16 protein-coding genes are annotated in these 14,726 nt (G+C 31.5%); 13 read left to right on the forward strand and 3 right to left on the reverse strand.

Features of this window, described 5'->3' with window-relative positions; all coding sequences use genetic code 11:
• The first annotated feature begins 41 nt into the window (after positions 1–41).
• From JOC75_RS01765 to JOC75_RS01775, 3 genes are all read left to right on the forward strand, one after another.
• Positions 42–836 (forward strand): phosphotransferase, encoded by a 795-nt coding sequence (locus JOC75_RS01765; RefSeq protein WP_204952411.1) that lies wholly within the window; start codon positions 42–44, stop codon positions 834–836.
• Between the two features lie 430 nt (positions 837–1,266).
• Positions 1,267–2,898, forward strand: coding sequence for a ribosomal protection-like ABC-F family protein (abc-f, locus tag JOC75_RS01770; RefSeq protein ID WP_204952412.1), 1,632 nt, complete (start codon positions 1,267–1,269; stop codon positions 2,896–2,898).
• Positions 2,899–2,977: 79 nt separating this feature from the next.
• A complete protein-coding gene (locus JOC75_RS01775) occupies positions 2,978–3,433 on the forward strand; it encodes a GNAT family N-acetyltransferase (protein WP_204952413.1) in 456 nt (151 codons plus the stop codon).
• A gap of 216 nt (positions 3,434–3,649) precedes the next feature.
• Here the strand turns inward: JOC75_RS01775 and JOC75_RS24410 are convergent, their stop codons facing one another.
• Together JOC75_RS24410 and JOC75_RS01785 are read right to left on the reverse strand one after the other, a co-directional pair.
• Complete coding sequence (locus JOC75_RS24410; RefSeq protein WP_204952414.1) at positions 3,650–3,955, reverse strand: DUF4275 family protein; 306 nt, start codon at positions 3,953–3,955, stop codon at positions 3,650–3,652.
• A gap of 68 nt (positions 3,956–4,023) precedes the next feature.
• On the reverse strand, positions 4,024–4,275 hold the full coding sequence (locus JOC75_RS01785) for a SunI/YnzG family protein (protein ID WP_204952415.1): 252 nt from the start codon (positions 4,273–4,275) through the stop codon (positions 4,024–4,026).
• A gap of 523 nt (positions 4,276–4,798) precedes the next feature.
• Here JOC75_RS01785 and JOC75_RS01790 point away from each other — a divergent pair.
• The 9 genes from JOC75_RS01790 (at position 4,799) to JOC75_RS01830 (ending at position 11,588) form a co-directional block, all read left to right on the forward strand.
• Positions 4,799–5,734 (forward strand): ABC transporter ATP-binding protein, encoded by a 936-nt coding sequence (locus JOC75_RS01790; RefSeq protein WP_204952416.1) that lies wholly within the window; start codon positions 4,799–4,801, stop codon positions 5,732–5,734.
• The gene (locus JOC75_RS01795; RefSeq protein WP_204952417.1) at positions 5,731–6,687 is read left to right on the forward strand and encodes an ABC transporter permease; all 957 of its coding nucleotides are present in this window, start codon (positions 5,731–5,733) and stop codon (positions 6,685–6,687) included. The genes JOC75_RS01790 and JOC75_RS01795 overlap by 4 nt, the downstream gene beginning before the upstream one ends.
• A 224-nt stretch (positions 6,688–6,911) precedes the next feature.
• A complete protein-coding gene (locus tag JOC75_RS01800) occupies positions 6,912–7,214 on the forward strand; it encodes a hypothetical protein (protein ID WP_204952418.1) in 303 nt (100 codons plus the stop codon).
• Between the two features lie 280 nt (positions 7,215–7,494).
• Positions 7,495–7,929, forward strand: a complete 435-nt coding sequence (locus JOC75_RS01805) for a DUF3997 domain-containing protein (protein ID WP_204952419.1) — start codon at positions 7,495–7,497, stop codon at positions 7,927–7,929.
• A gap of 147 nt (positions 7,930–8,076) precedes the next feature.
• On the forward strand, positions 8,077–8,628 hold the full coding sequence (locus JOC75_RS01810) for a GNAT family N-acetyltransferase (RefSeq protein WP_204952420.1): 552 nt from the start codon (positions 8,077–8,079) through the stop codon (positions 8,626–8,628).
• Between the two features lie 45 nt (positions 8,629–8,673).
• On the forward strand, positions 8,674–9,378 hold the full coding sequence (locus tag JOC75_RS01815) for a hypothetical protein (protein WP_204952421.1): 705 nt from the start codon (positions 8,674–8,676) through the stop codon (positions 9,376–9,378).
• Positions 9,379–9,753: 375 nt separating this feature from the next.
• Entirely contained in the window at positions 9,754–10,017 is a 264-nt protein-coding gene (locus JOC75_RS01820; protein WP_204952422.1) for a hypothetical protein, read from the forward strand.
• A 205-nt stretch (positions 10,018–10,222) separates the two neighbouring features.
• Positions 10,223–11,263, forward strand: coding sequence for a serine hydrolase domain-containing protein (locus tag JOC75_RS01825; protein WP_204952423.1), 1,041 nt, complete (start codon positions 10,223–10,225; stop codon positions 11,261–11,263).
• A gap of 37 nt (positions 11,264–11,300) precedes the next feature.
• Positions 11,301–11,588: a hypothetical protein gene (locus JOC75_RS01830; protein WP_204952424.1), complete on the forward strand. Its 288-nt coding sequence runs from the start codon at positions 11,301–11,303 to the stop codon at positions 11,586–11,588.
• A 214-nt stretch (positions 11,589–11,802) separates the two neighbouring features.
• On the opposite strand, the gene JOC75_RS01835 is transcribed toward JOC75_RS01830, so the two are convergent.
• Positions 11,803–12,963, reverse strand: coding sequence for a GerAB/ArcD/ProY family transporter (locus JOC75_RS01835; RefSeq protein WP_239589240.1), 1,161 nt, complete (start codon positions 12,961–12,963; stop codon positions 11,803–11,805).
• Between the two features lie 165 nt (positions 12,964–13,128).
• On the opposite strand from JOC75_RS01835, the gene JOC75_RS01840 reads away from it, so the two are divergent.
• Positions 13,129–14,712: a spore germination protein gene (locus tag JOC75_RS01840; RefSeq protein WP_204952425.1), complete on the forward strand. Its 1,584-nt coding sequence runs from the start codon at positions 13,129–13,131 to the stop codon at positions 14,710–14,712.
• Positions 14,713–14,726 lie beyond the last annotated feature (14 nt).

Genomic DNA, 14,726 nt, shown 5'->3' on the forward strand with positions numbered 1-14,726 from the left:
ATTGTGAGATTATTTAAAGTCATAGTAAGGAGGTGTAGTTAGTGACAAACCAAGAAAACGAAGAAAAGCTAGCGGGAGGAAATGTTTCGACTGTTTATCGATCTGGAGATACAGTTAGACGAGAAATGAAGGAGGGCAGTCACAACATTCATAAGCTATTAAAGCATTTAGAAAACAAAGGCTTTGATGCTGCACCAAAATTCCTGGGCATTGATGAAAAAGGTAGAGAAGTTTTAACCTTTATTGAAGGTGAAGCTGGTCATTATCCCTTAAAGAAATATATGTGGTCTGATGATAACTTAATAGAAATAGCAAAAATGCTACGAAGGTATCATGATTCTGTAAGTGATTTTCCTTTTGATGATAGCTGGGATTCAATAGATAACACTCCCGAACCACTAGAGGTTTTGTGTCATAATGATTTCGCGATGTACAATCTTATTTTTAAAAATGAAACACCAGTAGGTATAATTGATTTTGATGTTGCTGGGCCTGGTCCTAGACTGTGGGATATTGCTTATACACTTTATACTTGTATTCCTTTAAGTAGAGTGTCTCTTTCTGAAACAGGTGAGAAAATTCATTATCAATCAACACAGCATGCAAACCGTATAAAGCAAAGAGTTACATCTTTTTTTGATTCCTACGGTGATGGTATTGACAAAGAAAATTATTTGGAAATGGTTCTACTTCGATTAGAGGGAATATGTAAAACAATAAAGAGAAAAGCCGGTGAAGGTGACCTTGCTTTTCAGAAGATGGTACATGAAGGACACCTGGAACATTATCAAAACGATATCAAATTCATACGCGATCATGGAAAAGAGTGGGTTTAAGTGGAGGTTTTGTTGAAAGAAAGAACTTATGTTTACTTTAAGTAAATTTAAGGTTCGTTTAATATATATCATTATTTATAGTTAATCTAAAACAGAAAAGATGTTTTGGGAATTTTCGAACAAACAGTTAGAATAAATGGTAATTTTAGGTTGATCTTTTGAAGAATTCATCATATTATTAATTTATATCACAATCAGAAAGGTAAGGTACTGTATAAAATGAAGCATTAATCCTAATTTTTAGACAATTTTTTGAAAACTTAATTTTAAAATAAATTTTGTCTAGATAGGATTAGTCTGTTCATTTTTAGGTGCTTTTTTATATGAAATGATACATACCCTTTGTAATGCTTTTAAAATACAAAGGTTGTGTTTCTTTCTCATTCCTAAAAATAACTAATCCTCTCTAGAGATCTAGGGAGGTTTTTTTATGTTGTTGCTGGCAGCAAATAAAATTGAAAAAAGTTATGGTGATCGATGCATTATCAAAGTTGATTCTCTTAAAGTTTATAATGGAGAGCGAATAGGTATTGTTGGGAAAAATGGTGAAGGGAAATCAACTTTATTGAAGATATTGGTTAATGAACTTGAGCCTGATCACGGAACTGTCCAAATCTATTGTCCAATTGCATATATTCCTCAGCTTGATGCCTCAGATATAAATGAGATTTCTAGCGAATTAGTAAGTCAATGGAGAATTCCTAATGAGAAAAATTGTGTTTTAAGTGGTGGAGAAGAAACAAGAAAGAAAATAGCAGCTGCAGTTTCTTCTAATGCCAAATTAATTATTGCTGATGAGCCTACCAGTCACTTGGATGTTCAAGGTGTTGAAAAATTCGAAAAAGAAACGAAAGAATTTAATGGAGCTGTTGTCATCATTTCTCATGATCGTGAGCTTTTAAATACGATTTGTACGTCAATTTGGGAAGTAGATAGCGGAGGAATTCACTGCTTTGAAGGAAACTACCATGATTATATTGAGCAAAATCAACAATTGAAGAATAGGCAATGGATTGAGTATGAAAACTACACGAAGGAAAAACAACGTTTAGAACAGGCTGCTCTTGAAAAAAGCAAAAAATCGAAGTCTTTGAAAAAAGCGCCAAGTAGAATGGGGAATTCTGAAGCAAGACTTCACAAAAGAAGTGTAGGTCAAAAGAAAGCGAAATTAGATAAAGGAGTTAGAGCTATACAATCTAGAATTGAACAGCTTGAGATAAAGACAAAACCAAAAACAGAAGAGAAAATCGTGTTTGATCGCACTCATTTTAATCAACTTCACAGTAAAACAGCGATTTCATTTGATAGGGTAACGGCTACATTAGGAAACAAAATGTTATTTCTTGATTTTAGTGGTTCAATAAAACCAGGTGAAAAAGTAGCTGTCATAGGAAAGAATGGTGTTGGCAAATCAACGTTATTAAACATGATAGTAAGTGGTCATGAGGGAATTTCTATTGCCAAACCAGTTGCAATAGGATATTTTCATCAACAGTTAGAAAATCTAGATGAACATAAATCGATACTAGAAAATGTTAAAGAAGCCAGTCAATATACGGAACAATTTATTCGAACAGTATTATCTAGATTACAATTCAAACGAGAAGATGTTCATAAAAAGGTGGCTATGTTAAGTGGAGGAGAAAGAGTTAAAACAGCTTTAATAAAAGTATTGTTAGGAAACTACAATGTTTTATTACTTGATGAACCAACAAATTATTTAGACATCCATACTAAAGAAGCTCTTCAAATGGTATTAAATGATTATCCTGGGACAATTATTTTTGTTAGTCATGACAGATATTTTGTTAAAGCAATGGCGTCTCATATTATTTCTATTGAAAACAAAATGGCTTCTTTTAGAGAAATTGACAACTCAAATGATGCAAGTGAAATTGAGATGAAACATGAAAGAGAAGTAAATTTGATTGCCGTTGATATGGACTTAACAGAGATTATAAGTAAATTGTCTATTACAAGTAATATAGTAGAAAAGAACCTTTTAGAAGAAAAATACTTAGAATTGCTTAGAATAAAGAATGAGTTAAGCAAAAAGAAATAAATGTAACAAAGCAGGAAATTCGGATATTGGTATATAATACTAATTTGATGATAGAAAAAATTGAAACTGGAGTGGTTTTATGGAAATAAAGGTAGATGATTTATCTGGAAATGAAATTGCGTCTTTAATTAGCGAACACCTTCATGGTATGACAGAGCATTCTCCACCAGAAAGTATACATGCATTAGATTTATCCCAATTAAAAAAACCAGACATCACATTCTGGAGTGCTTGGGAAGGTGAGACATTATTAGGTTGTGGAGCTCTTAAAGAACTTGATCTTAAACATGCAGAAATCAAATCAATGCGCACTGCTTCATCACATTTGAGAAAAGGAGTAGCAAAAAGAATTCTTCAACACATTATTGAAGAAGCCAAAGAACGAGGCTATAAAAGGTTAAGCTTAGAAACGGGATCAATGGATGCATTCGAGCCTGCTAAGAGATTATACAAAAATTTTGGATTTGTTTATTGCGAGCCTTTTTCAGATTATGTTGAGGACCCAAACAGTGTGTTCATGAAGTTAGAATTATGATTTTTTTGTAATGTCAGATAACATACTCTTTGGATACGATTAAGCAGGTAATGACAGAAAGCTAGCTTATAAATAAAGTTTGTTTGAAAATTATTCCAAAAACACTCGCTAATTCCAATTGGAGGCGAGTGTTTTGGTTATAAATTAATCTATCTCAATAAAATATGGACCACATTGAGTTTATTCGTCATAATAAATGTCCTCTATTCAAATCCATTACATACATGTCACTATAGCGTATCTGATCTTCGATATATGGTCATTCATTGATTGATAGTTTATTTGTTTCTCAAAAAGGTAAGCATCGTCAATAAATTGATAAAAAATTGTACATCTTTGCTTTATGTGATTAAGAAATGCGGTTATCGCTGCATCTTTCTCAAGGCATTTTACCTTTTCTCGGGCTACATAAATGCCACAGAAAATCTTCCATGCTAATCTTTTTTGCTCCTCTATTGAAAGATGACTCGCAAAACATTCACGCCATTTTTTCTCGTAAATAGTTTTCCAATAAAAATTCATTCTCCATCTATGGTGCTATCCTTAAATATAACTAGGGTTAACTCTTGATTTTTTTTATGTAAAGGCTATTAAGATAGTATTTTGTTTTTTATAGTGCTTGGGTTTGTGGTGTAAAGAATATAAGTTTTTATCTTTGCTTTGATCACAACTCTATCAGTCGTTCCGTAGGGTGTACCAATTCGGATAGCCTCTTTTTCTTCACCACCATATGTATCATCTAAACATACATTAAGGATATCAGCTACAGGAATTTCCACTTTTGATAGCTGCCATTTAATTATAACGGTATCATTTGATTTTTTTACACTTATCCCTAACATAATTTTAGCTCCTAACATTCAAAAGTACTATTATTATTTAACTAATACGAAAGTACAATGAAAAAGTTTCATCTATTTGGAATTATTATTGTCCAATTTCATTATTATTTTGAATTTTTATATAATCGATGCTGGTACATTAAAAAAACACGTTGTTTGGTGAGATTGATAGCATTTTAAGCTTTGTATTTAGGAACATAAAAAAATTCATCTTCTATTTTTTTGAAATTATCAACGATTTTTTAAAAATCGACAAATTAGTCCTTTACTAGACTGAGGGACAGACCCCACGCATGGCAAGAGTTATGCAGAAATAATTTTAGGGCTTGGAAATTTATAGTTGGTATGGTAATATTACCCTTGTAGTTTTGGGGAATACTGTGAGGTAAAACTAGTAATCTACTAGTTTGATATTTGACCAATATTGTACATAGTGGAAATGAAAAAAGTTACGATAAGAAAGAGATAAATAAGTGAAGATGGAATAAAAGCAATTAAATAAACTAGAGGTAGGTATGTATTTATGTCTGAAGCTGTTTTAAAAGTACAATCCTTAACTAAAAAAATAGGGAAAACTGTCGTTGTAAATAATGTGGATTTTACGATTAAAAAAAATGAGATTTTTGGTCTTCTTGGTCCAAATGGAGCTGGGAAAACGACGATTATTCGGATGATTACTGGTCTAATTAATCGGACAGGTGGATCAGTCATGATTAATGGGTTTGATCTTGATAAAGATTTTGAGAAAGCAATGAGTCAATTAGGGGCAATTGTCGAAAATCCTGAATTCTATAAATATATGACAGGTAGAAAAAACCTTCTTCACTATGCTCGGATGTCATCAAGTAAGATTTCCCCTGAACGAATAGATGAAGTGGTGAAATTAGTCAAATTAGATCATGCCATTGATAAAAAAGTAAAAACTTACTCATTAGGTATGCGTCAAAGGCTTGGTGTGGCGCAAGCAATATTACATAAACCAGCTTTATTAATTTTTGATGAACCAACAAATGGACTAGATCCACAAGGAATTCGTGAATTTAGAGATCATTTAAAATTATTAGCTAGTGAAGGAGTAGGAATTTTAATTTCTTCCCATCTTTTATCAGAGATGCAATTAATGTGTGATCGATTTGCCATTATTGAAAAAGGAAATCTTATTTATGATGAGGAAAATACGAAAGCAGAAGAAGTAGTCGACGCAATCAATGAAGTTGTTTTTACCGTCAATGATGTTGAGACAGCAGGGAACATTCTTAAAGAAGAATTCACTACGTCTCCAATTTTGAAACAAGAGCAGCATACGATTACTTTATCAGCAACACGTGAAGAAACAGCAGCTATAAACAGTTCATTCACAAAAAATAATATAGCTGTTTACGAAATAAACGTTACGAAAAAGTCACTCGAAGATAAATTCTTTGAAATAACTGAGCAAGAAATGAGGAAGTCAGTATGATCTCTTTACTAAAAAATGAATGGATGAAAATATTCCAAAAGGTTTCTACCTATTTATTCATCGTCTTTATATTAATCGCAGTAATCGGAACAGCATTTATTGAAATGAAGATAAATGGTGAAAATTCAAATGAAAACTGGAAAGAAGAATTAACGACAAATATACAAGAAAATGAGAAAACATTAAAAGATGAAAATATTGATGAAGAAGAAAGATCAATGCTTATGGAGGATATTGCCTACAATACACAATTTTTAGATGCTAATATGAATCCTAACTTAAGTACAAACTGGACATATATGGCAGATTGGACAACTCTTTTAACATCGTTTATTACATTATTCGTTGTAATTGTATGCAGTTCCTCGGTATCGTCTGAGTTTGCAGACGGAACAATTAAACAATTGCTTATTAGACCTTATAAGCGATGGAAAATATTATTATCTAAATATATTGTTTCCGTCATATATGCAGGGTTATTAATTCTTATATTACTAGCATCAAGTTACTTAATAGGTACCTTGCTCTTTGGAAATGGTGCTTATACTGATAAAATTATTGATCCAGCATCCTTAGAATTTACACCTATTATCGTAGGAGATTATGTAGTTAATATGTTTGTTTATTGGATCCCAGGATTCTTGGTTATTACAACATTAGCATTTATGTTAAGCACTTTATTTAAAAATCAATCAATTGCAGTTGGTGTATCTATATTTATCTTATTTGCATCATCTACTTTAAATTTACTTATCCAATCATTTGTTGAAAAAAACCAATGGTTGAAATTTATATTATTTCCGCATCTTGATCTTAGAGGCTATATTTCTGAATCCATGCCGATGTTTGAAGGAGCAACACTTGGGTTTTCACTAACAATATTATCTGTTTACTTTTTCATTTTCTTAGCAGTAACATTTTACTTTTTTCAAAAGAAAGATGTTTCTTATTAAAGACCATAAAATATTATGTAAAATCACACTCTCCTAAAAGAAAATCCCTTTGGATGGTCAACACCAATCTAAAGGGATTGTTTTTTGTGTAAATCTTAGACTAAAGATTTAGTAGATTATGTTAAAATTAGGCATGAGTTTTAAGTTGGGGTACATTAACGATGCAAATTAATGTCTATATCTATATTTTTATGATTGTAAAAAATTTAGAATGGAGCTTTTAAATGAACTGGTTGAAATTTAGTGGTTATCAACTTATATTATTTTTTGCAATTTTGCTTCTTAACTATTTTGCAGATTCCTACATGGGTAGTCCATTTACTTTTGTTGATTTATTGGTCATTTGTATATCTATTCCATTTGTACTTTTAATTGCAAGGATAATAGGGAATTTATATAAAAATTTCAAAACAAGACTGAGTGTAAAGTTATTTCTATCGACCTCAGCTTTTGTATTAGCAGTTATCATTTTGGTTTCTATAGAGAATATTTGGTACGAAATCTTTGGGAAGCTGTTATTTAACTAAATCAATTCTTTTTTTACTAGATAAGTATAATGTTTAAGTAGAAATAAAATTGTGTGGAGGATTGTCATGTACAAAACAATTGCTTTGTCGAATAGGAGTAGTGATGATGATGTCAGGTATATATTTATCAACTCATTGGATTGTTATCGGTACATTATTAAGTATTCTTGGAGGATTTATAATGGGAAGTAGTAGTTATTTTTTAACAAAAAATCAATATAAATAACTGATTTAGAATGCCTAAAATATGACAATAACAAAGAAAAAAGGTGAGTTGATAGTGAAAAAACGAACGCTTTATTGTTTTATACTATTTTCATTATTATTACTTATACTAACAGGTTGTCCAGGAATCTCAGATTACAGTGTTGACCTCACTGATGAATTTTCTGTTGTAAGAACATCAGCTGATCAAGTTTTTATAGCACCTAAAGAAAATGAAGACATGTGGGGAAGCTATGTTATTCCACCTAAAGTAACTGAAGTGGCTTGGGATGATCATTATATACTAGCAAAGCAGTTTCAATTAAAGAATGACCCGGAAGATGAAAATGATATACAAATTGTTAACAAAAGTGAAAGTTATTATTGGATTTTAAAATGTGATACTAGAGAAGTGTACGGTCCTTATAATAAAGCAATGTTTATCGAAAAAAAGCAAGAGTTAGGTATTTCTGAAGAATTAGTTTTGAGGAAAATTGAAGAGATAAGGTAATTGGTTTTGAAGTTTCTAGAAGATTGTTTCTATTTTAACCTTATACTTTCTACAGTGCTATTTTCTTCATATGTCTAGATGTAACAAAGTTTACAATACCAGCTTTGGTAAAAACCTTATATTTTTATGAAGTTAGGAGTAATCTTGATGAATATTAAAACAGTTTGTTCTTGGAATGATGAAATCTGGCATGATGTTAGTCCGATTTATTTCGAGGCATTTGGAGATAAGGGTGCAAAGCCAATTAAAGTAATAAAAAATATGCTAAATCAAAGTCTCGCTGAGCTTCATGTTGGGTACAAACATTCTAAAGTTGTAGGTGTCGCACTTACAGGTAAACTATCATCTAATCGTGTTATGATCATTGATTATTTAGCGATATCAAATGACAAACGTGGTCAAGGTCTTGGCAAACAATTTGTTCAATATCTTAGAGATAGAGCTAGTGCTGAGGGGTTTCATAAATTAATTGTTGAAACTGAGGCAGCAGAAACAGAAGCAAATAAAAAACGTATCCATTTTTGGAGCTCGTGTGACTTCTTGTTAACAAAGTATATTCATCATTACATTTGGGTACCAGAAACCTACTGTGCTATGTATATACCTCTTATTGCAAAATCGAAAAAAGTTACTGGTGAGGAGTTATTTGTGTATTTTAATACGTTTCACAGGCTATCATTTCGTGAAGCAAGAAAATAGAAGTATAGCATACTTTAAAATGAAATTTATGATTGAGGTGAAATTATGCTTGAGCTACTATTACTATTTGTTTTGTTACTATTTACAGCATTAGCTCGTTACCTTGTATATGGTGCATTTGAGCCATTATCGTTTGCTATGATTTTTTTACTCCCAATTACTGCACTAGTTCTTTTTCTTATTAGTAAAAAATTTGCGAATAAAGAACATTCCTATATTCCGAAAGATATTGCTGGCTGGTCTTTTTATACTATACAAAAATCCTTGCTCATTAAAAAACCACTTTATGAGGGAACAGTTAAAAGAGGGTACATCAAAAGATATTTTCCACACAAATGGCAATATGTTTTTGGTAATATATTCGGTGATAATTGGTATTTATGTTTAGATATTGAAATTGATCAAAATAAATATGATGTTCTATGGTATCGTAAAAAATGGCTATCTAATCAAGATCAGTGGAAGATTTATAAAAATGGAGAACAAATTGGGAAAGCAGCTACACAAATTAATCTTAATAACGCAACAAAATTAAAAGAAGCCATTACATATATATTTAACGAATCAGAATACACCTCATCAGCAACAACTCTTACTTCTCGGATTTCTTTAACTAATAACGAAGAATTATATGCAACTTTAAAACAAAACAATATGATGAGTAACGTTAAAGTAATCGATAGTAAACAATCAAATCAAGAACATATTGTCGCTTTAATTCTACATTCTTATTATTTTAAAACTAAATAGAATGATAGTTGAATAGTCGAAAGGAGTGTGAAAATAACAAAGGTTTTTTTGAACTTTATTGCAATTTAAAAAGTTTAGTGAGGATTGATCTGCGCTACAGGAATCTTGAAACGTAGATTTCAAGACTGCTCGCTTTCCGCGGGAAAAATATTAAAAAGCCAAACTACGGGCTTTTTCAATGAACGATTTTTCCTTGGGACGTGCGGTGAGCTTCCTCGGCGCAAGCGCATGTAGGATCACACCTGTCCCGCTTCTCCCGCAGGAGTCGCACCTTTCGCTACAATCAACCTAAAAGTTTAGTACGTAAAAATTATAAAAAAAAAATCTTTTAGATATAATCCAATATTCAAATTTGTAATTAGGAGGTAGACCAAAATGAAAATTTATAACTTGAAATACTCTTTCTATATAATAGCCTTACTCTTCATAACCTTTCTAATATTTATCCCGCTGATATCAGATTTGACAATTGTTAATCCAATTCTTTCAAAGACCTTAGTGATCATCCCGTTTTTATTAGTGATTCTTGGTAAACTGATAACAATAAGGGAGAGGATTAATAGCAATAATAAAGTCACAAAGGATGTAGGGATTAGTATTGGTCTAACAATCGCATTAGTGTTATTTCTTATTTCATAAGTCTTAGCCAGTTCTTCAACTATTCTAACTCTTAATTGTTACATTAAAAATTTTGGGTTCTGCAGTTTTTTAAGTTTCAGGTGATATTTTAAGAAGCTGATATCAGGTATTTTTCATACCTGGTCTTTTTTTATTTCCAAATACATACAACAGAACGTATATTCGTGTTATAATTTTTCTATCAATTGAAATAAGGGGGGAGAAAATGAACATTAAAAACATCAATATTGAGTCTCGAATGAAACATTATCATGTTAACGGCCTAAGTATCGCTACAATTGAAAACAGTCAAATCACAGGTGCAGAAAACTATGGATTATTAGAGGTGGAAGGTGATCAAAAAGTCACTGAACATTCCATTTTTAGTGCATGCTCCATTAGCAAATTTTTAACTGGAATAGTAGTAATTAAGTTAGTTGAGGAACAACTTCTCAATTTAGATGAAAATGTAAATGATAAACTGGTAGCCTGGAAAGTGTTTGATAATGAATATACAAAACATAAAAAAGTTACGTTAAGAAATTTACTTAGTCATCAATCTGGAATTTTGGACCCTGAAGGAAGTTTTTCTAAAACAAATTCATATGACGATATACCATCAATGGTTGAATTATTATCGGGCAACACTCCTTATTGTAAGGTAAGAATTGACGTAGGGTATGAGCCAGAAAGTGATTTTCATTACTCTGATGCTGGTTTTTGTATTATTCAGCAACTAATTGAAGATGTGACAAAGAAACCTTTTTATCAAGTAGTGAATGAGCTAGTTTTTATTCCATTAAATATGAATATTAGCTATTTAAACATAACAAAAATAGCAGAAATAAATAAAAAGAACTTCTCTTGTGGTCATAACAAAAAGGGTGAAGTGGTAGATGGAAAATATCCTATTTATCCTTATCCAGCAGCTTCGGGATTATGGACCACTTCTTTAGATTTAGCAAAGCTAGTACTCGAACTTATGAATGCTTTAAAAGGGAAAAGTGAAATTGGTATATCACCAACTCTAGCAAAAGAGTTAATCACATCTCAAAATAATAAAAGCTGGACTGGACTAGGTGTGTTTCTAGAAGGATCAGATGAAAATTTAGAAATTTCTTCTTTGGGTTGGGGAGAAGGGTTCCAATGTATGATGTTTTCTACTCCATATTTAAGTAGAGGTGCCGTTATTATGACAAATTCAGAATTAGGAGTTCATCAAATGGAGGGGATTATAGGAGAGATATATAGGTCACTTATTTCATAAATAGTGTCTAATTCGAAATAAAAGGGGGGGTTTTTCCTTGGATACATCAATCTTAAATGTTTTCACTTCATTTTTGTTACCATTAATTATCATTGTAGCATCTGTATATTGGACGATGAAAATTTCATATTCAAAAAAGTTTCTACCAATTATCATACTAATTACTTTGGCTATTTTAGTTTTTATCGTACCATTACTTCTTGCTTTCTTTAATGTGATTGATGGCGGTTTCAGTGTCGGAATTATAAGTGTATATTTCTCTTTTTCACTGATATTTGGTTGCTTGATTAACGTTATTGTTATATTAGCTATTAAGAAAAAATAAGCCTGTTTAATTAACATTACTTAAAACTACGTAATCGTTATAAGTGTGAGAGGTAAAGTGCTTCTATATTAGTTTATTACGGATAGAGTTTTAAAGTAATTAAATATATTATAAACCTTTAAAAGCAATTAACGGTTTTGCAATACCAATAACTGTCTGGATAGTTTTATGATGTTTGTATATTTGAAGAATTTCTGACAGCTTAAGAAACAAGTTAAAAACTATTTAACTTTTTCCTAATAAAAGTTATTAAAACCAATAACAGTGGCAAGAACACACCAATAGTTAAGTCATAAAAAGGCCATATTGAACTCATCTCGTTTATGTATACGATGTTTGGTGAAATACTAATCGACAGGACAACCATAATCATTCCGAGCGGATATACAAATGGTCGGTAATCTTTAAGATTTAATATTTGAGCTAAACCAAGACAGGTAAAATAAAAATAAATCGTAATTCTAAGGAATATCGTAATAAACCAAATACCTGCAAGGATCACTTCTACTCTTGAAAAAAAAGCGCCAACATTAATTTTCTTCGCTAATGAATAACCAGGATACATATATCTTGATGTCTGTTCATATCCGAGAACAAGTATTGTTAAGGTTGTAAAGAGAACTAAAATAAGACCTCCAATTAGAGCTCCCCCAAAAAAGTACTTCTTTATTCTAGCTTTTTCATTGATGTAGGGTAAAAACATCATAAATATAACAAGTTCAACAAAAGGGTAGGTAATGAATGTTAACGAAGCACGAGCAACGGGTTTAAAGCCATCTTCTAAAACTGGCTGAACATTTTCGAAATTGATTTGAGGAATTAAAGATATTACAAGAATGAAGAATAGCAGAAATACATATGGATATAAAATTTCTAAACATCGTGCAATATTTTCCAAACCAAGTCGAGTGGCCATTATTACAATTAGTGCAAATAAAATATGTATAGCTTCAATAGGTGTATCGGGTAATATTTCAGTTGTTAAAAAATCTCCAACTTCTCTTAAAGCAACCGCTGCATATAAAAAAGAATAAGATAAATACAATAATGAAATCAAACTTCCAAAAACCTTTCCCATCACCTTTTTATTGTATTCAATTATGGTTAAATTAGGATAATGTTTACTTACACCATATATGAAATAAACAATAATCATTCCAATAAATAAACTAAAAATAGCCGCTATCCATGCATCTTTTTTTGCTTCTGCTGCTATGATAGATGGTAAGATTAAAATGGCATCTCCGACAATATAAATAATAAGTAATACAGTAAATTGATGAATACTAATTTGTTGTCTTCTATAATCCATGACTTTCTCCTTAACGATATTTTCCATACCATCTATTGCTGAAACTATGAATAAATTTATCATTACCCCAAACGTATACTTTAATTCTTAATAAGGTCTGAGCATGTATTAATTTCTTGAAATTCCATTTAAATGTAGTTAGTAAGAATAATCTTGTTATTAAAACAAATAATAAAATTACATATAGCAAATATTGGTCTTTTAGATGAAAGAGTAAGGTGAGAGTTGATGCAACTTTTTAAAAGTTTTTTTAAAAAGGCAGAAAAAGATTATAAATCATTGGTTACAGATAATAAGGAAGAAACCATAAAAAATTCACTGTATTCTTCTTTAGAGCAAAATATAGAGTTAATTAATGAAGCGCTAGGTGAAAGTGATGATGTGATCATCAGAAAGGTAAAAGTAGGGCAAGAAGGAAATATATCATCTGGAATAATATATATTGATGGTCTTGTTGATACCCAACAAATAAATGAATTTATAATAGAAACTTTAATGTTTGATTTTCACAATGATGCACTCCATACATCTAAGAGTGATCTGTTAGGTTCTATTAAAGATTCAGCTGTTGCAGTAGGGAGTATTAAAGATCTAGAGGATTATGAGAACTTGTATTCGTCTTTATTTTCCGGACATGTTATTATCCTGATCGATGGAGTTACCAAGGGGCTCACTATAGGGATAAGTGGTGGGAATGATAGAAGCGTCACAGAACCTACTCAAGAATCTGTCGTAAGAGGACCTAAGGAAGGTTTTACGGAAACATTACGAACGAATACCGCATTGATTCGTCGTAAAATCAATAGTCCAGATCTTTGGATAGAAACCAAAAAAATTGGAAGAGTTACACAAACACCTGTATCAATCATGTATATTAATGGGATTGTTAATGAAAAGGTCTTAAAAGAAGTAAGAGAACGCCTTAGTCAAATAAAAATTGATGGGATCTTGGAAAGTAATTATATTGAAGAGTCTATTCAAGATAAAACATTTTCTCCATTTCCTACGATGTATAATACCGAACGACCTGATGTTGTTTCAGCAGGACTTTTGGAAGGTCGTGTTGCGATTTTAGTAAATGGAACACCTTTTGTCCTTTTAGTTCCTTCACTATTTATTGAGTTCTTTCATGCTGCTGAAGACCATTACGAACGGTGGGATTTTAGTACACTTATACGATTTCTCCGAATCATATGCTTTTTCATTGCTTTATTAGCTCCATCTTTTTTTGTCGCGATCACTACTTACCATCAAGAAATGATACCAACTCCACTTCTTATTAGTTTAGCTTCACAGAGGGAAGGTGTTCCTTTTCCTGCTTTTGTGGAAGCGATCTTAATGGAAGTAACCTTTGAGATTTTGAGAGAAGGTGGCATAAGAATGCCTAAGTCAGTTGGTCAAGCGATTTCAATTGTAGGTACGTTAGTTATTGGAACTGCAGCTGTTGAAGCAGGTTTTATATCTGCTGCAATGATTATAGTTGTGGCGATAACAGCCATTGCTAGTTTTGTTATCCCAGCTCACAATATGAGTATTTCTATAAGAATGCTCCGATTTTTATTTATGGGACTTGCTGCATCCTTTGGATTATTTGGGATTACAGCAGCTTTTATTGCACTAATTTTACATTTATGTAGTTTGCGGTCATTTGGGATTCCATATATGAGTCCTTTCGGGCCATTTTTTCTTCAAGATCAAAAGGATTCTCTATTGCGTTTTCCACATTGGGGCTTAAAAACACGCCCGGGCTTAATTAGTGAACAAAACGTAAAGCGGAATCAAAGTCCTTCTCCAAAACCGCCAGATAAATAAAAAAAGGTGGAGTT

Source organism: Metabacillus crassostreae (assembly GCF_016908395.1).
GTDB lineage: Bacteria > Bacillota > Bacilli > Bacillales > Bacillaceae > Metabacillus > Metabacillus crassostreae.